Raw genomic sequence first — 25,887 nt, forward strand, 5'->3', positions numbered from 1 at the left:
TATCTACAATCAAAAATTCTAACGCCGTTATCGAGCGTTTTAACAAGCTAGTATGAGCAGTTATTTACTACGATTGGTATTAGTATAAAAAAAGCCAACTTTTTCAAAACTAGAAGAAGTTGGCTTAGTTGTTCGAATATTTTGATGAAGCTTGTTGAGCGGACCAATAAGCCTAAACCTAAGACAAAAAAAGCGCGACTCTAATAACTAGTCGCGCTTAAGCCTGTCACAGGCTGAACCGTTTTAAATAGGCTCTAGACTTGTACGTGCAAGCAAGATACTGCGTGAACGTCATCGCCTTGAATCGTTGGCTTAGTTTGCGCACACGCCTCTGTCGCTTGTGGGCAACGAGTACGGAACACACAACCTGATGGCGGATTGATTGGTGACGGTAGATCACCTTCCAACATCTGAATGGTTTTGCTGCGCTCTAAGCGAGGATCTGGAATTGGAACTGCAGACATCAACGCTTTGGTGTACGGGTGCTTAGGATCAGAGAACAATGCTTCTGATTCGCCAAGTTCTACCGCGTTGCCTAAGTACATCACCAACACACGGTCAGAAATGTGTTTAACAACCGACAAATCGTGCGCGATGAATACCAAAGACAAACCTAACTCTTTTTGTAGCTCCTTCAGAAGGTTAACTACTTGAGCTTGGATAGATACATCCAATGCTGAAACTGGTTCATCACAGATGATCATCTTAGGCTTCAAGATGAGAGCACGTGCGATACCGATACGCTGACACTGACCACCGGAGAACTCATGCGGGTAACGGTTGATTACGTTTGGTAGCAAACCAACCTTTGCCATCATCTCTTTAACTCGGTCCTTCACTTCCTGTTTAGAAAGCTCTGGGTAAAAAGTCTCTAGAGGCTCTGCAATGATGTCACCAACAGACATACGCGGGTTAAGCGATGCGAGCGGGTCTTGGAAGATCATCTGAATCTCTTTACGAGTTTCGCGACGCTGTACTTCCTGCATTTTAGTCAAGTCTTGGCCTAACCACATCACTTCGCCGTCTGTCGCTTCAACCAAACCAATGATTGCACGAGCAAATGTCGATTTACCACAACCAGACTCACCTACTACACCCAGCGTTTCTCCTTCGTAAAGGTGGATATCAACGCCATCAACAGCTTTCAGGTTTGACGGTTTTGCCCAAGGCCACGCTGATTTAGCTGCGATGCTAAAGTGAACTTTCAGGTCTTTAATATCTAGTAATAACTGTTTATCTACACTCATTTTGTCCAAGTCTCCCAGTCAGAAAAACAAGCACGCTGACGGTCATTACCAAATGGCGTCAAAATAGGTGCTTCTTGCTTACAACGATCCATTACGCGGTGACAACGGTCTTGGTAAGGACAGCCTGTTGGCAGGCGAAGTAAGTTTGGTGGATTACCTGGAATAGTCGGTAGAATTTCACCTTCTGTATCCAAACGAGGAATCGCTTTCAGTAGGCCCTCTGCGTATGGATGGCTTGGCTCGTAGAAGATTTCATCAACCGTGCCGTACTCCATTGTACGACCCGCGTACATCACAAGTACTTTGTCACATGAACCTGCAACCACACCCAAATCGTGGGTGATCATGATGATTGCCGTGTTGAACTCATCTTTCAATTCGTTTAGCAATTCCATGATTTGCGCTTGAATGGTTACATCCAAAGCGGTTGTTGGTTCATCAGCGATAAGCAATTTAGGACGACACAATAGTGCCATTGCGATCATCACACGTTGACGCATACCGCCAGAAAATTCGTGTGGGTACATAGTGATACGCTTGCGTGCTTCAGGGATTTTAACCGCTTCAAGCATGCGTACTGATTCTTCAAACGCCTCTGCTTTACCCATGCCTTTGTGCAGCATAAGTACTTCCATCAGCTGATCACTTACTTTCATGTAAGGGTTCAGTGATGTCATCGGGTCTTGGAAGATCATCGCGATCTGTTCAGCACGAACTTTGTTCAACGCTTTTTCAGGTAGGTTAAGGATTTCATTGCCTTCAAACTTTGCACTGCCTGAGATGATGCCGTTCTTAGCCAGCAGCCCCATCAGTGCAAATACCGTTTGTGATTTACCTGAACCTGACTCACCCACGATACCCAGCGTTTCACCTTGGTTAAGTGAGAAATTCAAGTCGTTTACTGCAGTTACGATACCATCTTGCGTGGTAAATTCGACGCGCAGATCTTTGACATCTAATAAGCTCATTATTGCTTCCTTAATCTTTTATAGCTTTTAATTGCTATTTCGTTATCTGTCTTTTGGATCAAGCGCATCGCGCAGACCATCACCTACGTAGTTAAAGCAGAACAGCGTAACTACCATGAATACCGCAGGGAATGCCAGTTGCCAGATTGCAACTTCCATTGTTTGCGAGCCTTCTTGTAACAGCGCGCCCCAACTTGTCATAGGCTCTTGAACACCAAGACCAAGGAAAGATAAGAATGATTCTGTAAGGATCATGCTTGGAATAAGCAGCGTAGAGTAAACCGCTACGATGCCTAGCACGTTCGGTACGATATGACGTGTAATGATCTTCCATTTGCTTACACCACATACGTGTGCAGCTTCAATGAACTCTTTACTACGTAAGCTTAAAGTTTGACCACGTACAATACGCGCCATATCTAGCCAAGCAATCGCACCAATCGCAACGAAGATTAGGATGATGTTACGACCAAAGAATGTAACTAGAACGATAACTAGGAACATGAATGGAACCGCGTACAAGATCTCTAGGATACGCATCATCACTCGGTCAGTACGACCACCAATGAAGCCAGAAGCTGCACCGTAAAGCGTACCAATCAGTACCGCTACGAATGCACCCATCACACCAACCATTAATGAGATACGGCCACCAATAAGAGTACGAACATACAAATCACGGCCTAAGCTATCAGTGCCAAACCAGTGGTCCGCACTTGGCGCTGCATGCATTGCGTACCAGTCAGTATCATCATAAGTGTACTGAGCCAGCATCGGTAAGAAGATAACTGCCAATACCATAAGCGTAAGGATAAACAGGCTTACCATTGCCGCTTTGTTTCGCATAAAACGAATGCGGGCATCCTGCCACAAACTGCGACCTTCAATTTCTAAGCTCTCAGAGAACTTTTCGATCGCTTCTAAATTTTCTTTTTTCTTCAACATAACCATGCGTCCCTGTTAGTAGCGAATTTTCGGGTCAATCAGCGCTAGCAAAATATCAACGATTGCGTTGAACAAGATGAATAGGAAACCAATCAAGATGGTTACACCCATTACTAGCGAGTAGTCACGGTTAAACGCGGCGTTAACAAACAGCTTGCCGATACCTGGTAAGCCGAAGATGGTTTCTACAACAACTGAACCTGTAATGATACCTACAAACGCAGGTCCCATATAAGAAACGACAGGCAGCAGTGCTGGCTTCAGTGCATGTTTTAGAACGATGTAACGGTAACTTAGGCCTTTTGCTCGTGCAGTTCGGATAAAGTTACTGTTGAGCGTTTCAATCATGCTACCGCGAGTAATACGAGCAAATGTGGCTACGTAAAGAAGAGACATCGCGATAACTGGTAGCACGATGTACATATAAGTACCGCCGTGCCAACCACCTGCTGGGAATATGTTCCAGTGCAGAGAGAATAGGTAAATAAGCGCCGGAGCCAACACGAAGGATGGCATTACTACCCCGAGCATGGCGGTCGACATTATGGTGTAGTCTATCCAGGTGTTGTGCTTCAAGGCGGCAATCGTTCCGACCGATACTCCCATAATCAGGGTAAAGATAAAGGCAATAAAGCCTACCTTAGCAGATACTGGAAGTGCGACTGCGATCAGCTCATTAACGGTGTAATCTTGATATTTGAATGATGGACCGAAGTCACCTTGTAAGATATTTGTCAAATACGTGGTGTATTGTTCAAAAACAGGTTTATCTAAGCCGTATTTAGCTTCAATGTTAGCCATAACTTCTGGCGGTAATGGGCGCTCGCTTGAAAACGGGTTACCCGGTGCGAAACGCATGAGAAAGAAAGATATAGTGATCAACACCAACATGGTTGGAATCGCTTCGAATATCCTTTTCATAATGAATTTAAGCATAAACTCACTCTTTTCAGTCTGTGACAATTAAAAAATAAATAGACACTGTGTGCGATTTCTCGCACACAGGTCTAAGTTAGTTATATTTTATTTTTATAGGCGGTTATTTTGCTTTGATATAAAGATCTTTTGAATAGATCTTATCTTCGGCGTTACCTTCTGGGTAACCACCTAGCTGAGGTGATACAAGACGTGTTGTAACGTACTGGTAGATTGGAGCAATTGGCATGTCTTTAGCTAGCAATTTTTCTGCTTCGATGTATAGCTTCGTACGCTCTTCTTCTGAAGTAGAGCTTAGGGCTTTATCGATAACCTTGTCATATTCAGCGCTCTTGTAGTGCTGACCAGCAGTTGTATTCTGGCTAACCATCAATGTTAGGAATGAAGATGCTTCATTGTAGTCACCACACCAACCTGCACGAGCAACGTCAAAGTTACCAGTATCTTTACTGTCTAGGTATGATTTCCACTCTTGGTTTTCGAGTTTCGCGTTAATACCAAGCTCTTTCTTCCACATTGATGCAATTGCTACAGCAAGCTTCTTGTGGTTCTCAGATGTGTTGTAAAGCAGGCTGAATTCAAGCGGGTTGTTCTTCGTGTAGCCAGCTTCTTCAAGAAGACGCTTCGCTTCAGCAATACGCTCTTTTTGAGAAAGTTGACCATACTCTGGAGTTACCGGGTCAAAGCCAGCAGTAATTTCAGGAGTCAAGAAGTAAGCTGGTTTTTGGCCTTGACCAAGAATAGCTTTCGTAACGATGTCACGGTCCATCGCGTAAGACATTGCTTTACGAACACGCACGTCGTCGAAAGGTGCTTTCTGTGCATTAAATTGGTAGTAATAAGTACACAGGTTACCCTTAATGTTTACATCTTCTGAGTATTCTTTCTGTAAGCGACGGAAGTGCTCGTTAGGAACTTCGTATGTGAAATCTAGTTCACCAGAGAGGAAGCGGTTCATTTCCGCTACTTGGTTTTCGATTGGTAGGAATGTTACTTTGTTAAGAACTGTATGTTCGTTATCCCAGTAATTTTCGTTGCGTACTAGTTCAAGACGCTCGTTAACTACCCATTGATTTGGAACAAATGCACCATTACCAACAAAGTTTTCAGGCTTAGTCCACTGGTCACCGAATTTTTCAACAGTTGCTTTGTGTACTGGCTTCACTGTTGTGTGACCCATCATCATTACGAAATATGGGACCGCTGTATCTAAAGTCACTTCTAACGTGTAGTCATCTAAAGCTTTAACGCCTAGTTCACTCTTGTCTTTCTTACCCGCGACGATGTCTTTCGCATTCGCCATCTTGGTATATTCCATATACCAAGCGTATGGAGAAGCAGTTAAAGGATCAACCGCACGTTGAAAGCTGTAAACGAAGTCATTTGCCGTTACAGGATCGCCGTTAGACCATTTAGCGTCTTTACGCAGGTGGAAAGTAAATGTTTTGTTGTCTGTCGTTTCCCAGCTTTCAGCTACTCCTGGGATAGTATTACCGTCGCCATCTTGGTTCACTAAACCTTCTAGAAGGTCACGAATTACGTGAGATTCTGGTACGCCTTGAGATTTGTGAGGGTCGAGTGTTGCTACTTCAGTACCGTTACCGCGAACCAGTTCCTGAACTTTTGCTAGTTCAGTGCCTGCTGGAACTTCAGCAGCGATAGAAAGAGTAGAAGAGGCAGCCACTGCCAAACCAGCACCTAGAAGAAGGGCCTGAGTGATTTTATTCTTGTACATTTAATAAACTCCAAGTTTTATGTATTGCATCCATGACTTCTTTGCTTGGTTCACTGAACGGCAGTGATTTAGATTTATTTAGCTCAAAATTTAAGCATAAAAACCTAAAACCTTACAAAGATTGAGGCACACACTATCAACCATTGAAGTAATTTGCCATAAACAAGTCGCAAAAAATCGGATAATTCTCCGAATTACTCAAGGTAACAGTGTAAATCTCTAATAAAAGCCTAATGAATAGTGAGTTACACATAGGGATTAATTAAAAAACAGCCTTTAGTGTTGATGTATCTGTGTTGATAATTTTTTTTAGCATCTTATGCTATAACTCGGTCAGCAAATTAACATTAATGCCACATGAAATCTAATTGCACATCACATATCCCCTAAATAGACTCCACTATTTGTGAGGATTATCACTTTATACAAAACAGCATAATGCACTGCACCAAAACAGATTTAGAAATGCACCAAGACAGACAAAATCACGCACCGAATTTATATGCAACTTGAATGATTAACCATTTATTAATACACCAGTTATTTATAAATAGCTTTGTAGCATGCACAAAAAAAACCGACTTTAATAGTCGGCTTTTAATATTCGTTCTGTAGGTGAGTAACCTTGGGTGGTTATTTTTCCCAACGCTCTGCAGCTTTCGCATCTGAATCTCGAGAGTCAACCCAACGAGTTGCTTCAGTGGTACGTTCCTTTTTCCAAAACGGCGCTTTGGTTTTTAGGAAGTCCATCACAAACTCACAAGCTTCAAAGGCCGCACCGCGATGTGCACTGGATACGCCAACGTAAACAATCTGGTCACCGATATCGAGGTCACCAACACGATGGATAACGCGCATCTTTTGGATTGGCCAGCGTGCCTCAGCTTGATCACAGATCTCGCTCAATGATTTCTCTGTCATACCCGGGTAGTGCTCCAGAGACAAACCAATCACATTATCGCCAAGGTTCATGTCGCGAACTTTACCGACGAACGTCACAATCGCTCCGGCAGCTGTACCTTGAGCCAAGTAGTCGTATTCGTCGCCTACAGAGAAGTCCTCTGCTGTCACTAATACTCTTGGATCCATGCTTAGCCTCCAGTCACTGGTGGGAAGAAAGCGACTTCATCGCCATCTTTCACTTCAGTTGTCAGAGGGACAATGGATTGGTTAAGCGCAGCCAGAAGTTTGCCCTCTTCCAAAGCGATATCCCATTTGCCTTTTTGTGTTACAAGGTGGCTGCGAATCGCTTCAATCGTCTTGAACTTTTCATCAACTTCAACGCTGTCCACACCAACAAGTTCACGAGTTTGAGCAAAGAAAAGTACTGTAATCATGATTCCACCTTAAAATGACCAGATTTACCACCCGTTTTCTCTAACAGGCGTACATTCTCGATAACAATGTCTTTCTGAACAGCTTTACACATATCGTAAATCGTTAACGCAGCAACAGAAGCAGCCGTTAGCGCTTCCATTTCTACGCCTGTCTTACCAGCAAGTTTACAAACAGATTCAATGCGAACCTTGTTTTCAGACTCGATAGCTTCAAGCTGCACTTCTACTTTAGTTAATAGCAGAGGGTGACACAGTGGAATCAGATCCCACGTCTTCTTAGCCGCTTGAATACCCGCGATACGTGCCGTTGCGAAAACATCACCTTTATGGTGGCTACCAGAAACAATCAGCTCTAGCGTTTCAGCAGACATTTGAACGAATGCTTCCGCTCTCGCTTCACGTACTGTCTCAGCTTTAGCCGACACATCGACCATGTTTGCTTCGCCAGACGCGTTAATGTGTGTAAATTGGCTCATACTCAAACCGCCTTATACTGAAAGGTGTGGCATGAAGTTACAAGGGCGGTGGCTAGCATCCATCTGTTGCTTGATGATCTTAGTCCAACCTGTGCGACAAGCACCTGTAGAGCCTGGCATCGCAAAGATTACTGTGTGGTTAGCAAAGCCCGCAATCGCACGAGATTGAATTGTCGATGTACCGATCTCTTCGTAAGACACTTGACGGAATAGCTCACCAAAGCCTTCTACTTCTTTGTCGAATAGTGGCTTAAGCGCTTCAGGCGTGCTGTCACGAGAAGTAAAACCCGTACCGCCAGTGATCATGATCGCTTGTACGCTTTCATCAGCGATCCACTTAGATACGATCGCACGGATCTTGTACATGTCGTCGATAACGATTTGCTTATCAACAACGTTGTGACCCGCTTCTTTAGCATGCTCAGCTAGGTAGCCACCTGACGTATCATTTTCTTCTGTACGTGTATCTGAAACCGTTAGTACTGCGATGTTTGCTGCTTGGAATTTGCTTTCTGCGTGACCCATTTGTTCACCTATATAAATTTTTCAATTAGACTGATTCGCCCAGCCTAGAGAAGCTGAGCGATAAAATGCGTTAGAGTATATAGCGGGTTAACCGCCGATTGACGCCAAGTTTGGAGTCATGCCGCTGTTGCCATCATGTAAGAAATGGCTAACGGACTTGGTTTGAAGCTGAGCCTGTATTCGATCGATGAGCTCTTGCTCTTGTTGATCTTCTTGAATCAAATCTCTCAGTTCAACACCGTGATCGCCAAACAGACATAGGTGAAGCTTACCGGTCGCAGAAACGCGCAGTCGGTTACAACTCTCACAAAAGTCTTTCTCGTAAGGCATGATCAAACCAATCTCACCCTTGTAGTCTGGGTGAACGAACACTTGCGCAGGGCCATCATTAACGGCTCTCACTTTAAGCAACCAACCATTCGCAATTAGCTGGTTACGAATCGCAACACCTGACACATGGTGCTTGTCAAACAACTCGTCCATCTCGCCGGTTTTCATCAGCTCAATAAAACGCAGTTGAATCGGTTTGTCTTTGATCCAATTAAGGAAGGCAGGTAACTCTTGGCTATTGAGGTCTTTCATCAATACTACGTTTACTTTGACTTGTTCAAAGCCAACCTCAAACGCTTTATCAATACCTCGCATAACCTCAGTAAACTTATTCTCACCAGTGATCTGATGGAACATACGTGAATCTAAGCTATCCACGCTCACGTTTATATGGGTTAAACCAGCATCACGCCACTGCCCTACTTGTTTCTCCATGCGATAGCCGTTCGTTGTCGTGGCTACTTTTTCGATGCCTGGAGTAGAAGCAACGGTATGTATGATTTCAGGAAAGTCTTTACGCAGACTCGGCTCTCCGCCTGTAATGCGGATCTTTGAGGTACCACAATCTGCAAACGCTTTTACAACGCGTTTGATCTCGGGAACACTTAAAAAAGACGAGTTTTTTTGCCCTGACGGTTTATAACCATCCGGCAAGCAGTAAGTACATTTAAAGTTACAGACGTCTGTAACCGACAAGCGCAAGTAATAAAACTTGCGATGGAATCTATCTTCGAATTGTTGCGCCACGGAACACCTTTCCAAACACGGGAGGCATAATCATTTCCAATTAAGCCCTTGTGACAACATGTCACTGGCTCTTGATGCGTATCGGTACAGCAAATACCACTGTGCGACTTAGCATGCGAGAGCTCGGAGTTATGGCAACCGCACGTTATATTCATACGCGCAGTAGCTGAGTAATAAAATACTTAATATTTTTACGTGAATCTAGCTCTGATGGTAAAAAACGGGTCACATCGGCAAAAAAAACGTATCAAACGCTCAAAATAACTCTTGTTGAGTATATAGCGAGAAGCATTTAACCTAAATTATAGTTGGTAATAATCTAACAAGAACAAAAAATGAATATTTACTCTTCAAAGAAAGTCGTAGCAATTGGTGGAGGCCATGGCTTAGGTCGTATGCTTGCTGCATTAAAAGACTTTGGTAACAACGCAACTGGCATTGTTGCAACAACGGATAATGGCGGTTCAACCGGACGAATTCGAGACTGCCAAGGTGGTATCGCTTGGGGAGATACACGCAACTGTATCAACCAATTGATCACTGAACCTTCAATTAGTTCGATGATGTTTGAATACCGCTTTCGCGGCCAAGGCGAACTCGACGGTCATAACTTGGGTAACCTGATGCTCACAGCATTAGACAACCTCTCGGTTCGTCCATTGGAAGCGATTAACCTGATTCGAAATATGCTTAAGGTCGACGTTAATATCGTGCCGATGACAGAGCACCCTTCTGACCTCACGGCCCTATCGATGGATGGCCGCTGGGTAACCGGTGAAACCAACGTTGATGACATGACAGAAAAGCTGCGCATGATGGACTTGTCGCCAGAAGTCCCAGCAACCAAAGAAGCCGTAGCTGCGGTGGAAGAAGCAGACTGTATTGTGCTTGGCCCAGGCAGCTTTTTAACCAGTGTGATGCCTCCGCTGCTACTACCTGAAATTGGTAAAGCCATCGCAGGAAACACTAAGGCAAAAGTTATCTTCATTGAAAACCTGTCTCCAGAACACGGTCCTGCAGGTAAAATGACGCTTCAAGAGCAATTGGAGTGGTGTGAACGTACCTGTAAAGCACGTAAGATAGACGTTGTACTAGGCAATGAACCGCATCCAGAACTAGAAGGCCAATGGAATTGTGTGACCACGGATCTTGCATCTGCAAACCGAGATTGGCGACACGACCGAGTGAAGCTTCAACAAGCGATCGAAGCTCAGTTGGCTTAGTTCATAAGTTCAAACATCAGAAAACGAAAAAGGAGCATGATGCTCCTTTTTTAGTCTCTGTATCTCTACCTGTAGATATAGCAATTAGCCGTTTTAGAGATCCGTCATCAACTGTTGATATTCGGTATAAGTCGATAGCAGAAGTTCCTGCATATCTTGAAAATCAATATCTGTAACGGGCAATGCTTGCTTCACTTTTGCGTCTAAGCTAATAGCAAAATTACACAAAGAATCAGCACCAAAACTCGCAGCACTACTCTTCAACGCATGGCTGATATCGGCCAAATACTTAGACGTATCAGTATCTTTGTTTAGCTCTAGGTGCTCGTAGTATCCCTTCAATTCACCTAAAAAGATTTCCAATAACACTGGGACATTCTCTTGCCCAATCTCACCGGCAAGCTCGTCAACTTTTTGCTGATTTAATATTTTCATCATCGTTCTTTCTTATTGTTTGGCGATTACTGCTTCGCATTCCACGTTTGCAATTTACGGTATATCGTTGATGGACTGACATCCAAGAAACCAGCTGCGCGAGGGATGTTACCATCACACGCTTTTATGGCCTGTTCGATTGCCGTTTTCTCAGTGATCCACAATGGGAAAATATCTTTTACTGTGATGTCTTCACTCTGCTTCTCTTTCAGGCGCAGACTGTTTTCAATCGGTTGATTCAATGGTGGCGGAAGCATGTTCAGAGTAATCTCTTTACCATTATTCAACACCACCACATTCCGCAATACGTTTTGTAGCTGACGAACGTTACCCGGCCACTCATATTGGTTAAAACGATCCAACACTTCTTGAGCAAAACGAACAAACGCCTTGCCTTCTTCAACCGACATGTAGCCCAACAGTGAGTATGCAATCTCGATGACATCTTCACCACGCTCACGCAATGGCGGCAAATGCAGAGGAATCACGTACAGACGGTAGTATAAATCTTCTCTAAAGCGACCCTCTTGTACTTCTTTCCAAGGGTCTCGGTTGGTCGCACAAACAAAACGAACGTCGACACTCTTCATCTTCGACGAACCTACTTTTTGGAAGGTACCAGTCTGGATAAAACGCAGAAGCTTGGTTTGCAGTTCAAGATCCATTTCACACAGTTCATCGAGGAACAGTGTGCCTCCATCAGCCAATTCAGCAGCACCTTGACGATCGGTTGCCGCGCCCGTAAATGCCCCTTTTACGTGACCAAACAGCTCACTTTCAATCAAGTCTTTAGGAATTGCCGCACAGTTGATGGCGATAAAAGGCTTATCGCCACGTTTACTCGCCGCATGGATAGCTTCTGCACATACCTCTTTACCGGTACCACTTTCACCGGTAATGAAAATACTCGCTTTACTCGATGCGGCGGAATCGATAGTTCGGTAAACCTGCTGCATGGTTTGGCTACTACCAATAAAACCTTGATAGTTCTGGTTTCCCGGATGTTCAGAGCTGTTCTTAAGCTTGGTGGCTTTACGAATCGCATTGTTTACCGTAATACGAAGTCGGTCGGCTTCACACGGTTTGATCAGGAAATCTTGAGAACCATGACGCATCGCTTCTACGGCGGTATCGATAGAACCGTGCGCTGTCATGAAGATAACGGGCACTTCAGGGTATTTTTGTTTTACAGCAAAGAGTACGTCCATACCCGTCATATCAGGCAGACGTAGATCTAATAAAATGAGGTCAGGGATTCGATGATTCAAACTCTCAATTGCATCGCGGCCAGTGCCAACAATGTTGATATCAATTTCGAGCGGTGTAAGATACGAGCGATATAACGCTGCGACTGAAGCCGTATCCTCCACCATCAACAAATACTTTGATTTGTTATCTAACGTTTTTGATTGCATATCCTAGCCATTTATAATTTGCATTTCTTATTATAGTCGCATTCCGCTTTGCATTATGCAAATTAGCCACAATATTTGTATTGTATTTTTTTACTTGCTTCAAATAATCAATGTTTTATCTATATGGCACGAACGATGCAGTCATAGAGATGACCTTCGGGTCACCTAGCCAACTGACGTTGTTAGTGGACTGAGTGTTCACAAACGTAAGCCAGTAGAACATTTACTACTGGCTGTTTTTTTGCCTGAAAACTCTTAAATGTTGTCTTTTGAGGCGAACTTCTTTAGTTAATTCTTTAGCTAAGACACGCAATTAAATGAAATTAGCTATTGGTAATGAATTGCTTTCTTAACTGCTCAATTTCATCACGCTTCTGTGCTGCCAATTCAAATTCCAAGTTCTGAGCATGCTGATACATTGCCGCTTCCAACTTGCTGATCTCTTTATCAAGCTGTTGTGGTGTAAGCACCGCATAACTTTCTGAAGGCTCAGCCACTTTAGACAACGGAACCTGTTTAGATTGTCGTTGTTGTTTCGACTTGGTGATGTCACCCAGTTCCATAATGTCTTTGATATTACGCTTAAGCGCTTGCGGCGTAATACCCTGCTCTTCATTGTAAGCCTGCTGTTTTTCTCTACGACGGTCGGTTTCATCAATCGCTTTTTTCATCGACTTAGTTATCGAGTCACCGTATAGGATCGCTTTACCTTCAAGGTTACGTGCAGCACGACCAATGGTTTGAATTAGAGAACGTTCTGAACGTAGGAAGCCCTCTTTGTCTGCATCAAGAATCGCCACCAGCGATACTTCAGGCATATCCAAACCTTCACGAAGTAAGTTAATGCCCACTAACACGTCGAACTCGCCCAGACGTAGATCTCGGATGATCTCTACACGCTCAACCGTATCAATATCCGAGTGTAAGTAACGCACTTTAACGCCATGCTCGCTTAGGTATTCGGTTAAGTCTTCCGCCATTCTCTTGGTCAACGTGGTCACCAAAACACGCTCTTCTTTCGCAGAACGGATTCTGATTTCAGACAACAAGTCATCAACCTGAGTCGCGACCGGTCTTACTTCAATGATCGGGTCTAACAGGCCAGTAGGACGAACGACTTGATCGGCAATCTCGCCATCTGATTTTTCAATCTCGTAATTACCAGGTGTCGCCGATACAAAAATGGTCTGCGGCGCGATCGATTCAAACTCATCGAACTTCATTGGTCGGTTATCTAATGCAGAAGGTAGACGGAAACCAAACTCAACCAGAGTTTCCTTACGCGAACGGTCACCTTTGTACATGGCGCCAATTTGCGGCACGGTCACGTGTGACTCATCGATAATCAACAGACCGTCATCAGGCAAGTAATCAAATAACGTCGGAGGCGCTTCCCCTTCCGCACGGCCACTTAGGTATCGTGAATAGTTTTCTATACCAGAACAGAAACCAAGTTCGGTCATCATCTCGATATCAAACTGAGTTCTCTGAGAAATACGCTGCTCTTCTAAAAGCTTGTTGTTGTCTTTCAGGTATTGAGCTCGGTCTCGAAGTTCGTCTTTAATGTTCTCAATCGCTTCAAGGATTTTCTCTCTTGGCGTCACATAGTGAGTTTTCGGATAAACGGTAAAGCGCGGTAAGTCTCTCTGTTTAACCGCGCCAGTCAGTGGGTCAAAGATACTGATGCAATCCACTTCGTCATCGAACATTTCGATTCGCACGGCATCTTGGTCAGATTCAGCAGGGAAAATATCAATCACTTCACCACGAACGCGGAACTGACCACGCTCGAACGCCACGTCGTTTCTTGAATATTGCAGCTCAGCCAAGCGGCGCAAGATATCACGTTGGTCCATGACCTCACCGCGACTCAAGTGAAGCATCATCTTCAGGTAAGACTTAGGATCACCCAGACCATAAATAGCCGATACAGACGCGACGATGATGGCATCTTTTCGTTCTAGCAAGGCCTTGGTTGCCGACAGTCTCATTTGTTCAATATGGGCGTTCACAGACGCATCTTTCTCGATAAACGTGTCTGTTGTCGGAACGTAGGCTTCCGGTTGGTAGTAATCGTAGTAAGAAACGAAATATTCAACGGCATTATTAGGAAAGAAGGATTTCATCTCGCCATACAGTTGAGCGGCTAACGTCTTATTAGGTGCTAACAAGATCGCAGGTCTTTGAGATTGGGAAATGACGTTAGCAAGAGTAAAGGTTTTACCTGAGCCCGTTACCCCTAGAAGAGTTTGATGTGCCAAACCAGAATCTAATCCGTCTAGTAATTTGGTTATCGCTGTCGGCTGGTCACCGGACGGGCTGTAGTCCGATACCAAGTCAAAGAGTTTACTCATAGGTCGCCATTTCCATACTGTTTTTTTAATCAGGTCATTGTCACTCTAGGAGGAGTGTCGTTGCAACTATTATCTAGAGAAATGCTTCTTAAGATTCGAGATCAGTTATAGCTTTTATTTTTAGAACTTGGTATTATCCGTGCCCCAGCAAAGTTTCCCCAGCTAAATTACTCGAATTTTAATCCACTACTTTTCCCCAAAAAACCTAAAAATACCGCTTGTTTTACTGTTCAATTTATAATCTAGAAAAGTTATACAACCGTGATATTTTGATACTATTTCTTTAAATACATCAAGTTAGATCATTTTTTTACATTTTCAGATTTATCCCAATTATTGTTGTTAAAGTTTCACACACACACTTATCCACAATTTTGGTGGATAACTAAAGCAAAGCCAAATCCAATAAGGCGTTCCAGAAAGTAAAGTTTTTTATCTTACTTTTTTCTGCTATTTTTTGTTGACAGAAAAACGGACTATTATTAGAATTCGCGTCGCTAACAAGCAATTCCCCTTTAGTTCAGTTGGTAGAACGGCGGACTGTTAATCCGTATGTCGCAAGTTCAAGTCTTGCAAGGGGAGCCAAATTCAGAAAAAGGCCCAATCGAAAGATTGGGCCTTTTTCGTATATAATTGCGACTAACTTATTCCAAGTTAATGTCACACCCGAATCGTCGGACCGTCCCACCCGCCCGCGTTCAAGTCTCGACAAGGGGGCCAAATTTAAAGAAGCCGCATCACTCGATGCGGCTTTTTGCGTTTTAGTCGAAACAAAAGCTCAACAGACACGGCATTGATTAGCTAGCCCCCATAAAAAAAAACGCCTCACAAGGAGGCGTTTGGCTTAGTGACTAAACTGAGCTTTATTCTAGGTTAAACTGTGTGGTTATGCTTCAGCAGTAACAGCATTCACCTGTGTCTCTTGATCCACTTGTTCTTTATCAAAACCTTCATGCAGATGGTAGTAACGCTTGTAAACAAGAGCGCTTACCGTCATTAGAATGGCAGGCAGTCCTACCATCATGAATTGTAAACCCATAATTGTGCTGTCAGACTGTTCCACGTTTGGTACATATCCCACGATTGATAAACCGATACCCACGATGAAACCACCCGCTGCGCCAGCAAACTTCACAAGCATAGTTTGAACAGAGAAGATAACACTCTCGCTACGACGACCTGTTTTATGCTCACCGTAATCCACAACATCCGCTAGCATAACCGTTTGAAGTGCGTTCGCGATGCCCACACCAAACTTGATTGCCGCACCTGCAATACCGATTAGAATCGCGTTACCTGGAGCAATGAAGCCCATGATTAGCAGAGTGATACAAGACAACACAGGGAAACCACAAGCGATAACCCATAGGTGCTTACGTGGTAATGCAGAAGCGATACGAGGGAACAAGAACACACCAGCAACTTCAGCAATACCTGCAACCATCATATAAACTGGGAACAAGTCTGCGTTACCTAATGCGTAAGAGAAGTAGTAAATAGCAAAACCACCCACCAACAAGTTCGCAATTTGGAACGACAATACTGTACCGATAAGTGCTTTTAGTTGGTCATTTTTACCAATGATAACCAGTACATCTTTGAAACTGAAACGTTCAGCAGGTTTAGCGTTCGCTGGTGCGGATTTTTCTTTTACATTACGAGCAATCAAGAATGCGCTCATCACGAACAATACCGCAATCAACATAGCAACGTTGAAGAAGCCTTGTCCTTGGTCACCATCACCCAACTTACCAACAATGTGTAAACCGTAAGTACCGGTAATAAACCACGCTAAGCTAGCAAACAGTCTTGGCCATACCACAAGCTTTTCACGCTCTTGGCGAGAACTTGATAGCGCAGGAATCATAGACCAGTATGGAATATCCATAATGGTGTAAGTAAGACCCCATAGGATATAAGCAGCAGCCGCATAAATGTATAATGTAGTGCCTTCGAACATGTGCGTACTGAAAAGACCAACGAGCACTACCGCATTTAATAAAGTACCAATCACAATCCAAGGTCGAAATTTACCAAACTTAGAACGTGTGTTATCAACGATAACGCCCATCATTGGGTCGGTTACCGCATCGACGATACGAGCGGCTAAAAAGATGGTACCCACGAACGCCGCTGAAAGCCCAGCAACGTCCGTAAAATAGAACATCAGGAAGATGTAGATCGGAGCACAGGCAAAGTCTTTACCGAGAGCCCCAAGTCCATAAGATAATTTGGTTTGTAGAGTAATTTGATCAGACATAATATTTCCTTCAGGCACGTAACCCCATCTCCTAACAGACGTTGAAACGCTCACCTTTTATTTATAATAATTCATCCACTTTAGTTCCGTTTTAGAGCCACTCTTTGGTCGCTTCTTAAAACACTCAAGTATCAAGTCCGACGCTAATGTAACCATTCGTCTTAATTTATACTGTGATCAACAACCACTTCATGGAAACGTTTTCAGTCCAGTTATCAAAGTGAGAGATCAAACAATAAATCACTCTTATTTTTAGAGAATAAGCGCGACTTTAGTCATGAAAATCATCTACTACGTACTCACCTTTATGAGAACGATTACATAAAACGAATGCTACGACCTGTTATCAACATGGATTCTTACTGACAATAACGAGCTCGATTCATTTTTGCTTAGCAAAAGTAACGTTGTTAATGGCAATAAAAAACCGCACAAGTCTCCTTGTGCGGTTCATGGATTTCAAAATTATATATATGAGTTAATCGATACGCTCAAACTTAATCAACATCGCGGTTTCAGCATCAAGGATTGGCATTGTCAAACCAACCTCAGCACACCATGCTCCAGACAGTTCGCAACCAGATTCCGTCCAAGGTGGTTGATAATTAACGATGTCGCTGTAATTAGCAGGCTTGTCTATCACAGACACCTTATAGATACTTTGCTGATCTAACCCTGGGATTCGTAAATGCCCACTCAATGAATTAGTTGGCATCGCCAGTTGTGCCACCATAACAACAGCCTCTGATGTATCTTCTGACACCACGGCATGTATTTGATGAGCGTTATCGTCTGTCGGAATTCGCCAGGTTCGTCCACTATGCAGCAATGGACGCAGCATCTTATGTAAACGAATATAGTGTTCAAAACCCTGTTTTTCTTCTTCGACTTCTTTCACAGGATCTAATTCAATACCCATGTGACCAAAAAGTGCCGTGAGCCCCCGAAACTCAATGCTATGGCGGCGACGAGTACTGTGGCAGTGGCTTGCTCCGATATGGCTTCCCATCACCTCTGGCGGGAAAAAGTAACTCATTCCACGCTGAATCGTTTGTCTTTCCAGAGCGTCATTGTTATCAGATGCCCAAAAACGTTGTGTACGCTTAAGGACTTCAAAATCAATACGTCCACCACCCGCTGCACAAGATTCAATATCGACTGCTGGGTGCTTTGCTCGCACTTTGTCGACCAGCTCATAATAGCGAGCCGTTTGTTGGTGAGCAGCCGCTTTGCCTAAGTGTGCAGGTTGTACAACTTCTCTATTCATATCCCACTTAATGTAAGCGATATTGTATTGGCTCAAAAAATGGTCAAGGCGCTCAAACAAGAAGTCGAATGCCTGTTGATTCTGGAGATCGATAACATATTGATTTCGCCCTGTCGGCTGATCATAGCCGTCAACCGCCAGCAACCAATCAGGATGCGCTCGATATAAGTCTGAATCTTTGTTGATCATCTCTGGCTCGAACCACAAGCCAAATTCCATACCTAGTTGATTCACGTGTTCGACAACAGGCTTTAAACCATTCGGGTATTTTTCTTCATCTAAGAACCAATCGCCTAATGCTGCTTTATCGCCATCACGCCCTTTAAACCAGCCATCATCAATGATAAAACGCTCCACTCCCATCTCAGCAGCTTGGCTAGCCATCGACATAATGTAATTAGGATCATGGTCGAAATAGATACCTTCCCAGGTATTCAGGTGGATAGGTCGAGGTTTTTGTACGAAAGATTCCGGCAAAATTGAGTGGCGTACGTGTGAATGGAATTGGTGACTCATTCCATTTAAGCCGGCAGCACTGAAGCTCGCGTAAAGCCAAGGCGTTGTTAAGGTTTCGCCTTCATCCAATGCGATCTCGCCCGGAAGATAAATCACTTCGGCTTGCACATAGCGACGACCATCTGCTTTTACATCAGCACGTAATCTGTGGTTTCCACTCCAAGCGAAGTGAATCCCCCATACATCACCGTTCATTTCATTGAAGTTGGATGTACCGACAACCATTGCAGGATAATGCTCATGAGACGTTCGTCCGCGACGGTTTTCTTGTTGATACCCGCCTTGTTGTAAGGGTTGACGCACCGTTTGGAACTCATGAACCCAACGGCCGTAATACGTCATAAGCTCATTGGCTCTAGCAGGTAACGGCAAGGTATTTGCCAGACGACTCACCTGGTAAAGCCCAGGTTTCATATTGGTGAGCGTTTGACGGGATTTAACGACGTCATGTTCATCAAGGCATAGCTCCGTTTTCAAACGTAAGCCGGCTCGTAGGTCTTCACTCTCAATGAGTAAGCTCGATGGCGTTTGTTGAATATCCGTAATAGAAAAAACAGGCGCCCAATCCATGCCATCTCGGTGCCCTTCCAGTGCAGGACTGCTGAAAACGCCACGTCCGAGCTCGGGACTCAGTGACATTGCAACATCATTATCAAGGCGGCCATATGGAACAGGCCTTTCAAGAGAAACACGGAAGTTGGCTAAATCACCACGAACGGGGACTCCCCAATGAAGAATTTCGGCAAAATCGCCAAGTTCCACAATCAGTTGCGAGTGTTTACCGGTAATATCAATTAGGGATTTATTCGTCATTTTTTTAACCTTAACGCGTTTAATTACCCCGTATCATAATTATTAAGCCCAGAGTTTCTGTGATCAAACTCGAAATCATGAAAACGTTTCCAGCAAATATCTAAGACTGATAACTTTGGTAAATAGCTCCTAATTCAAAGATTTAGATTGACCACCATTCCATCTCATATTACCTACCTCTAGGTAGAATTGAACTTTCCACTCTAAATAAAGCAATATAAAACGATAATTAACGGGAATTTAATCCTTTAAATTCAGCAAATTAACTCAAAGATCCTATTAACACATACGCTAAAATACATTTCCTCTTGAACTGATCACATCACACTCGTATTCTTAGATCTTCGAGTACATCTATGAAGTGTCTCTCTGGGTCCTAACTTTTACATTCCAGCTTGACGGTACAGAACACAATGCTTGTAGCCTTGCTGCTGCATTTGCTTTGATACTTACTTCCTTGTCTCACGAGCCCAGTTATCATTAACTGGGCTGCTTTTCCCCAAAGCCCTCGAACAACTGACACTCAAAGCACACCACGCCCACTTCACCTCTACTTTCAAGACAACCAACAGCATCATCACTCCTTCTAAACCACCGCACAGCACTGAGTAAAGAAAACGATTCCACTTAAAAATCACAAATCCTTGCGTAAAACCGCCTCTACAAGCCCAATAACCAGATCAAAATCACACAAAATAATCACAAACCCATCAATAGCATAAAAATGCCAACTTCATCATGAAAACGTTTCCAGGGTTTATTTACACTCTCGCTCGAGTTAGGACTCAAACATAAAAATATCCATAAATAAAAAATAATGGAGACACTTCATGAAACAAAAAATGCTAGTCAAAGCATTAGGATTCACTCTGTCCCTCGCCCCATTAGTCAGCTTCGCTGCAGTGGAGAACGTAACGTATTTTGGTTATGCAAAATGGGGCAACATCTATACCGACAATGACCAACATAACGAGGGCAAAGGAGAACGCAACGACGTTATTCGAGCAGGCCAAGGTTACGGTAACTACCGTTTAGGTAATGAACTAAATTGGTGGGAAGCGGGGGTGAAAGCCGATGTATGGCGTGACAATGACGCCTATTTTGACACCACGATTTATCTAGGTAGTGGTGATAGCTGGGGAGACGTGAGTACGATTCAGCTTTGGTCAGCAGGCCATGGGCTTATCGACGGCCAACCCAACGCAAAAATTTGGGCAGGTGAACGTTTTTACCGTCGCCACGAAGTCCACATGATAGATGTGAAGTACTGGGATACATCCAGCACCGGTCTTGGTATTGAAGATTGGGATCTCGGCTTTGCTGATGCTCACTTAGCTTGGATGGCACCAAACTCTTCAAGTGACGATGGACGCAGCCTTCATAACATCGATGCCCGCTTAAGTGGCATTGAACTGAGTGAAACTGCGGACCTAACACTCGGCCTAAACTACGTGACCACGCAGAACTCAAGCTACGACGATAAAGACATTACTACTTCTGGCGCAATGCTCTCTGCTCTTTACCGTCAAGCTTGGAACTACGGTTCAAACACTTTGGCCTTCCAATATGGTACCGATGCCTTGGCAGGCGGGTTAATGAGCGCTGAAGGTGGTTCAAACAGAAAATACAGCACGGGCTTGGAACACGATGGTTCTAGCTGGCGCCTATTTAACCACGGTGACTTGAATATCAGTGAAGATGTTCAAGTGATGTACTCCATCGCTTATCAAGACAAAAACCTAGATAACAACGATGGTGAGAAGTGGTTCAGTGTCGGAGCTCGTCCTCAATATGCTTGGACAGATTACATGTCGACAGCATTAGAGGTGGGTTACGAAACGGTAGAAGCTCAAAACGGCTCGGGCACCAACGATATGTATAAAGTGACCGTGGCTCAAATGTTCCAAGCTGGAAAAGGGGTATGGGCTCGTCCATCTATTCGTATTTTTGCGACGTACTCTGAATCCAACAACGAATGGGACCGTGGTAACGAAGTGTATGGCACGGCGACGAGCATCAATGCAGAGACCGTCGATGAAATTACCTTTGGTTTCAACGTAGAAACTTGGTGGTAAACACAGAAACAAAGCGTCAATTCAGCCATTGAGTTGGCGCTTGAAACTGGAATAGCAAATTTAATGGGGAAGCCAATGGTTCCCCCCTTTACAAAGGTAGTAATCAGATGAAATTAAAATCATTGGTAGTCATTGTCGCGGCATTAACTGTAAGCGCATGTAGCGGCATACCAGAACAAGAACTCAATACTGATTTCAATAGCAGTGCATGTTGCTCTCAACTCAGCACGCTCCCTGTCACTCAATTGTCTATTCCATTCCACCAGAAAGTCATCATGGATGGTGATTTGCCGACCCTGTCCGCTTCAACACTGAATGAAAATGTAGCAGCACATAACCAACGATTTCCAACGACCGCATATCAAGTTAGTGACGATGCAGAATCGCTATCACTGTTAGTGCGCTCATACATAAAAGATGATGCCTTGTTCGCTCCATCGATCTATATCTTTGATAAGCAATGGCAACTGCTCGGCCAGTACAGCGCGAACGACTTCACTTATTACCCAACCGCTATGCAAGGGCTAGAAAGAATTGAGGTATCCATTTCACTTATGCCTCAACGAGACAATACACAATATGTTGTGGTTAGTGCCGATAGTACCAAATTAGACAGCACTATCAGTCGTACTCACCCTGAAGAACTGTATTCAGAATCTCAGCAAATCATCGGCAATAAGCAACTACCGCTAGCCGCAACATTTAGCAGTGTTGGAATCATTGATATTACGGCGAGCAAATCTACAAACAGTACGGTTTTGACGCTCTTGGCTGAGCTTGGTGTTTCATCAAATATTCAACCTGAAACCTTAGGTTCGCAGCTACCTTCTCAGCCATCACCTGTCGAAACGAACCAACAAGCACAATAGTTGAACGTTCAACAAGAAATTGACCGAGCACTCGATAGTAACGACGTCAAACAAGCCGCATTTATTGCTAACCAAGCGGCCGAACAGGGCTTGCCACAAGCGAAAGGTTATTTACTAAAACAACTCGCTGAGTAGCAAAAGAAACACGTAATACAAACCATTTGAACAACGGTCACCACAGCTTAAGAAAGTGGTGACTCAATAGAATTATTACCAATATTGAACACTTTAAGAGTAGGAATACCATGAAGGCATTTTCAAACATCATCCAAAGACGCGATTGGGAAAACCCGCAGTCTGTGAATATCCACTGCCTAAATGCGCACAGCCCATTATCAAGCTACCGCAGCCTCGAACACGCTCGAGACGGCATTGAATCACAACGTAAATCTCTTAATGGACAATGGAAGTTCAAATACTTTGATGCTCCGGAGCACGTTAACGGTGAGTTCATCGAAACGAGTTTTGATGACTCGCAATGGGACGAAATAACCGTTCCTGCTAACTGGCAACTTCAAGGCTACGATAAGCCGATTTACGCCAACGTAAAATACCCATTTGAAGTGAATCCACCGTTTGTTCCAGAGGATAACCCAACCGGTTGTTACCGCACTCAAGTTACATTAACGGAACAAGATTTAGAAAACACACAACGCATTATCTTTGATGGTGTCAACTCTGCTTTTCATCTCTGGTGTAACGGTGACTGGGTTGGCTACAGCCAAGATAGCCGTTTGCCTGCCGAATTTGACCTAACTCAGTACCTAACCATTGGCGAAAATATCCTTTCAGTCATGGTGATGCGTTGGTGTGATGGTAGTTATCTTGAAGACCAAGATATGTGGTGGTTAAGCGGTATTTTCCGTGATGTTACCTTGCTAGCAAAACCAAAGCAGTGCATTGAAGATGTGTTCGTTACGCCAGACTTAGACGCATGCTATCGCGATGGTTCGCTGTCTATCGTGACAAAAATTACGGCACCAGACACCTACCAAGTACAGGTTCAATTGTTTGAAGGCGAGAACGCGGTGACCGAACCGATTATCGACCGTCCACACAATCGCCGCATTGATGAACGCGGTACTTATGATGATGTTGTATTCCAAACTCTTCATGTCCGAGAGCCAAAAAAATGGAGCGCAGAAGTTCCTAATCTTTACCGTGTTGTTGTGTCTCTACTTGATGAACAAGGTAACCACATAGAAAGCGAAGCCTATCAAGTCGGTTTCCGAAAAGTAGAAATGACCGACGGCCAGCTGAAGCTAAACGGAAAACCATTATTGATCCGTGGTGTGAATCGTCATGAACATCACCCAGAGCTTGGGCATGTAATGACAGAAGAAGATATGATCCGTGATATCTGTTTAATGAAGCAATACAACTTCAATGCTGTACGCACAGCTCACTACCCTAATCATCCACGATGGTACGAACTGTGCGATGAATATGGGTTATATGTGTGTGATGAAGCAAACATCGAAACTCACGGCATGCAGCCGATGAACCGATTATCTGCCGATCCACAATGGGCACACGCGTATATGAGTCGCTACACACAAATGGTAATGCGCGATAAAAACCACGCTTCAATTATCATTTGGTCTTTGGGGAATGAGTCCGGACACGGCAGCAGCCACAATGCGATGTATGCATGGTCAAAACAGTATGACCCTTCTCGCCCAGTTCAGTACGAAGGCGGCGGTTCAAACACCACAGCAACCGACATCATTGCTCCAATGTACGCTCGTGTTAACAGCACTATCGAAGACGATGCGGTTCCGAAATGGTCTATCAAGAAATGGGTTTCTTTACCTAATGAGCAACGCCCACTGATCCTTTGCGAATACGCGCATGCAATGGGCAACAGCTTAGGCAGCTTTAACGATTACTGGGATGCATTCAGAGAGTACCCTCGCCTGCAAGGTGGTTTCATTTGGGACTGGGTTGATCAAGGCCTGAGCCAATGGGATGAAAACGGCGAACACTTCTGGGCATACGGTGGCGACTTCGGTGACACGATCAACGATCGTCAGTTCTGCATAAATGGTTTGATCTTCCCAGATCGCAGCGTACACCCAACCTTGGAAGAAGCAAAATACTGCCAAAGAATGATCAGCGTGACCCTGGATGAGCAAACTGAAAACCAAGTCCGCCTAACGGTGACCAATGAACACCTATTCCGTGCGACCGACAATGAAACACTGAACTGGCAATTGCTTGAAAACGGTATCGAGATTCAATCGGGGCAACAAGTTTTATCGATTGCAGCAGACAGCTCACAAGCGCTTGAAATAGCTCTTACGTTCGCACCCAAAACAGAGGCTCAATATCACCTCAACACAGATGTCACTCTGACTCATGCAACCCAATGGGCGGAAGAAGGCCATGTTTGTACAACGGAACAGTTTGCCTTGCGTAACCAAGCTGGATTACAAATTCCTGAGCCTAAGAACGCCCTAGCACCTCAAGTGAAACAAAACGACACTCACGTTATGGTGTCTAGCCTAGATGAAACACATCAATGGCAATGGGATACACAAAGCGGATTACTCACGAACTGGATTGTCGATGGACAACCTCAGGTACTCAAAGCCCCTGAAGATAATTTCTATCGCGCGCCACTTGATAACGACATTGGCATCAGCGAAATAGACAACATCGACCCAAACGCATGGGCTTGTCGATGGGAGCTAGCGGGAATTGGTCAATGGGAACGTCAATGTACTAGTTTTGTTATGCAAGGTCTCGCGGATTCAGTGCAAGTGACTTCTGTGTTCGCTTACCAGTTTAATGGTCAAATCCAAGCTGTGACAAAATGGCTGTACACGTTAAACAATCAAGGTGAAATGCACATTGCGGTTGATGTCACCCTAACCGACCATTTACCACCAATGCCCCGTATTGGTCTTGAAATGGAACTGCCTTTACCAATCGAAACTGCGAATAAAACACCGATTGCATGGCAAGGTTTAGGTCCGTTCGAAAACTACCCTGACCGCTTAGCCGCTGCTCGATTTGGGTTACACAAGCAAACCCTAGATCAAATGCACACGCCTTATATCTTCCCAACAGACAGTGGCTTACGTTGTGGTACTAAGCACTTGAACGTCGGAAACATCACTGTCGAAGGCGACTTCTCATTCAGTGTCGGTCAATACAGTCAGCAACAATTGACGAGTGCCAAACACACCAATGATCTCACTCGAGAAGAGAAAATTTACGTACGTGTTGATCATAAACATATGGGCGTTGGCGGTGATGACTCTTGGAGCCCAAGTGTTCATCAAGAATTCCAACTCACTGAAAACCAATACCGTTATCAGGTAATACTAAAAAGCACATCATAGGCAAAGTTAAACCAGCGGCTCAGCCTGAATCCGCTTGGTTTTACGATGTCCTGATTCGCTTAATTCA

General features: G+C 44.1%; 20 protein-coding genes, 1 tRNA gene and 1 riboswitch. Of the genes, 6 read left to right on the forward strand and 15 right to left on the reverse strand.

Annotation, left to right across the window (positions count from 1 at the left end; translation table 11 throughout):
- Positions 1–254: 254 nt before the first annotated feature.
- From oppF to moaA, 10 genes are all read right to left on the reverse strand, one after another.
- Positions 255–1,247 (reverse strand): murein tripeptide/oligopeptide ABC transporter ATP binding protein OppF, encoded by a 993-nt coding sequence (gene oppF, locus L1D22_RS14150; RefSeq protein WP_239830261.1) that lies wholly within the window; start codon positions 1,245–1,247, stop codon positions 255–257.
- Positions 1,244–2,215 carry an ABC transporter ATP-binding protein gene (locus tag L1D22_RS14155; protein ID WP_210449175.1) on the reverse strand — a complete coding sequence of 324 codons (972 nt, stop codon included), beginning with the start codon at positions 2,213–2,215 and terminating at the stop codon, positions 1,244–1,246. The genes oppF and L1D22_RS14155 overlap by 4 nt, the downstream gene beginning before the upstream one ends.
- 42 nt (positions 2,216–2,257) lie before the next feature.
- Positions 2,258–3,160 carry an oligopeptide ABC transporter permease OppC gene (oppC, locus tag L1D22_RS14160; protein WP_239830262.1) on the reverse strand — a complete coding sequence of 301 codons (903 nt, stop codon included), beginning with the start codon at positions 3,158–3,160 and terminating at the stop codon, positions 2,258–2,260.
- Positions 3,161–3,175: 15 nt separating this feature from the next.
- Positions 3,176–4,096 carry an oligopeptide ABC transporter permease OppB gene (oppB, locus tag L1D22_RS14165; protein ID WP_019823600.1) on the reverse strand — a complete coding sequence of 307 codons (921 nt, stop codon included), beginning with the start codon at positions 4,094–4,096 and terminating at the stop codon, positions 3,176–3,178.
- Positions 4,097–4,199: 103 nt separating this feature from the next.
- Positions 4,200–5,831, reverse strand: coding sequence for an ABC transporter substrate-binding protein (locus tag L1D22_RS14170; protein ID WP_239830263.1), 1,632 nt, complete (start codon positions 5,829–5,831; stop codon positions 4,200–4,202).
- Positions 5,832–6,464: 633 nt separating this feature from the next.
- Positions 6,465–6,920 (reverse strand): molybdopterin synthase catalytic subunit MoaE, encoded by a 456-nt coding sequence (gene moaE, locus L1D22_RS14175; protein WP_102332513.1) that lies wholly within the window; start codon positions 6,918–6,920, stop codon positions 6,465–6,467.
- Between the two features lie 2 nt (positions 6,921–6,922).
- Entirely contained in the window at positions 6,923–7,168 is a 246-nt protein-coding gene (gene moaD, locus L1D22_RS14180) for a molybdopterin synthase sulfur carrier subunit (RefSeq protein WP_239830264.1), read from the reverse strand.
- Positions 7,165–7,644 (reverse strand): cyclic pyranopterin monophosphate synthase MoaC, encoded by a 480-nt coding sequence (gene moaC / locus L1D22_RS14185; RefSeq protein ID WP_004734026.1) that lies wholly within the window; start codon positions 7,642–7,644, stop codon positions 7,165–7,167. Before moaC ends, moaD begins: the two co-directional genes overlap by 4 nt.
- 12 nt (positions 7,645–7,656) lie before the next feature.
- Positions 7,657–8,169 carry a molybdenum cofactor biosynthesis protein B gene (gene moaB, locus L1D22_RS14190; RefSeq protein ID WP_004734027.1) on the reverse strand — a complete coding sequence of 171 codons (513 nt, stop codon included), beginning with the start codon at positions 8,167–8,169 and terminating at the stop codon, positions 7,657–7,659.
- 87 nt (positions 8,170–8,256) lie between these two features.
- The gene (moaA, locus tag L1D22_RS14195) at positions 8,257–9,246 is read right to left on the reverse strand and encodes a GTP 3',8-cyclase MoaA (RefSeq protein ID WP_239830265.1); all 990 of its coding nucleotides are present in this window, start codon (positions 9,244–9,246) and stop codon (positions 8,257–8,259) included.
- A riboswitch (molybdenum cofactor riboswitch) is annotated at positions 9,235–9,387 on the reverse strand. It overlaps the preceding gene by 12 nt.
- A 194-nt stretch (positions 9,388–9,581) precedes the next feature.
- Here moaA and L1D22_RS14200 point away from each other — a divergent pair.
- Positions 9,582–10,469: a YvcK family protein gene (locus L1D22_RS14200; protein WP_017632499.1), complete on the forward strand. Its 888-nt coding sequence runs from the start codon at positions 9,582–9,584 to the stop codon at positions 10,467–10,469.
- A 93-nt stretch (positions 10,470–10,562) separates the two neighbouring features.
- On the opposite strand, the gene luxU is transcribed toward L1D22_RS14200, so the two are convergent.
- From luxU to uvrB, 3 genes are all read right to left on the reverse strand, one after another.
- Positions 10,563–10,907 (reverse strand): quorum-sensing phosphorelay protein LuxU, encoded by a 345-nt coding sequence (gene luxU / locus L1D22_RS14205; protein ID WP_239830266.1) that lies wholly within the window; start codon positions 10,905–10,907, stop codon positions 10,563–10,565.
- A 23-nt stretch (positions 10,908–10,930) separates the two neighbouring features.
- A complete protein-coding gene (gene luxO, locus L1D22_RS14210) occupies positions 10,931–12,319 on the reverse strand; it encodes a quorum-sensing sigma-54 dependent transcriptional regulator LuxO (protein WP_017632950.1) in 1,389 nt (462 codons plus the stop codon).
- Positions 12,320–12,642: 323 nt separating this feature from the next.
- Positions 12,643–14,673, reverse strand: a complete 2,031-nt coding sequence (gene uvrB / locus L1D22_RS14215) for an excinuclease ABC subunit UvrB (protein WP_017632951.1) — start codon at positions 14,671–14,673, stop codon at positions 12,643–12,645.
- 509 nt (positions 14,674–15,182) lie between these two features.
- Between uvrB and L1D22_RS14220 the strand changes: the two genes are divergently transcribed.
- Positions 15,183–15,258: transfer RNA gene (locus L1D22_RS14220), tRNA-Asn, on the forward strand.
- Between the two features lie 301 nt (positions 15,259–15,559).
- Here L1D22_RS14220 and melB read toward each other — a convergent pair.
- Positions 15,560–16,933, reverse strand: coding sequence for a melibiose:sodium transporter MelB (melB, locus tag L1D22_RS14225; RefSeq protein WP_239830267.1), 1,374 nt, complete (start codon positions 16,931–16,933; stop codon positions 15,560–15,562).
- Positions 16,934–17,411: 478 nt separating this feature from the next.
- A complete protein-coding gene (locus tag L1D22_RS14230; RefSeq protein ID WP_239830268.1) occupies positions 17,412–19,529 on the reverse strand; it encodes an alpha-galactosidase in 2,118 nt (705 codons plus the stop codon).
- 830 nt (positions 19,530–20,359) lie between these two features.
- On the opposite strand from L1D22_RS14230, the gene L1D22_RS14235 reads away from it, so the two are divergent.
- From L1D22_RS14235 to L1D22_RS14245, 4 genes are all read left to right on the forward strand, one after another.
- Positions 20,360–21,604, forward strand: a complete 1,245-nt coding sequence (locus L1D22_RS14235) for a carbohydrate porin (protein ID WP_239830269.1) — start codon at positions 20,360–20,362, stop codon at positions 21,602–21,604.
- 107 nt (positions 21,605–21,711) lie between these two features.
- Positions 21,712–22,473 carry a MalM family protein gene (locus L1D22_RS14240; protein WP_239830270.1) on the forward strand — a complete coding sequence of 254 codons (762 nt, stop codon included), beginning with the start codon at positions 21,712–21,714 and terminating at the stop codon, positions 22,471–22,473.
- Complete coding sequence (locus L1D22_RS22315) at positions 22,474–22,608, forward strand: hypothetical protein (RefSeq protein WP_275665062.1); 135 nt, start codon at positions 22,474–22,476, stop codon at positions 22,606–22,608. It begins immediately after the preceding gene.
- A 110-nt stretch (positions 22,609–22,718) separates the two neighbouring features.
- Positions 22,719–25,820 (forward strand): beta-galactosidase, encoded by a 3,102-nt coding sequence (locus tag L1D22_RS14245; protein ID WP_239830271.1) that lies wholly within the window; start codon positions 22,719–22,721, stop codon positions 25,818–25,820.
- The last annotated feature ends 67 nt before the right edge of the window (positions 25,821–25,887 follow it).

It is taken from the genome of Vibrio sp. Isolate34, from assembly GCF_022397915.1.
GTDB lineage: Bacteria > Pseudomonadota > Gammaproteobacteria > Enterobacterales > Vibrionaceae > Vibrio.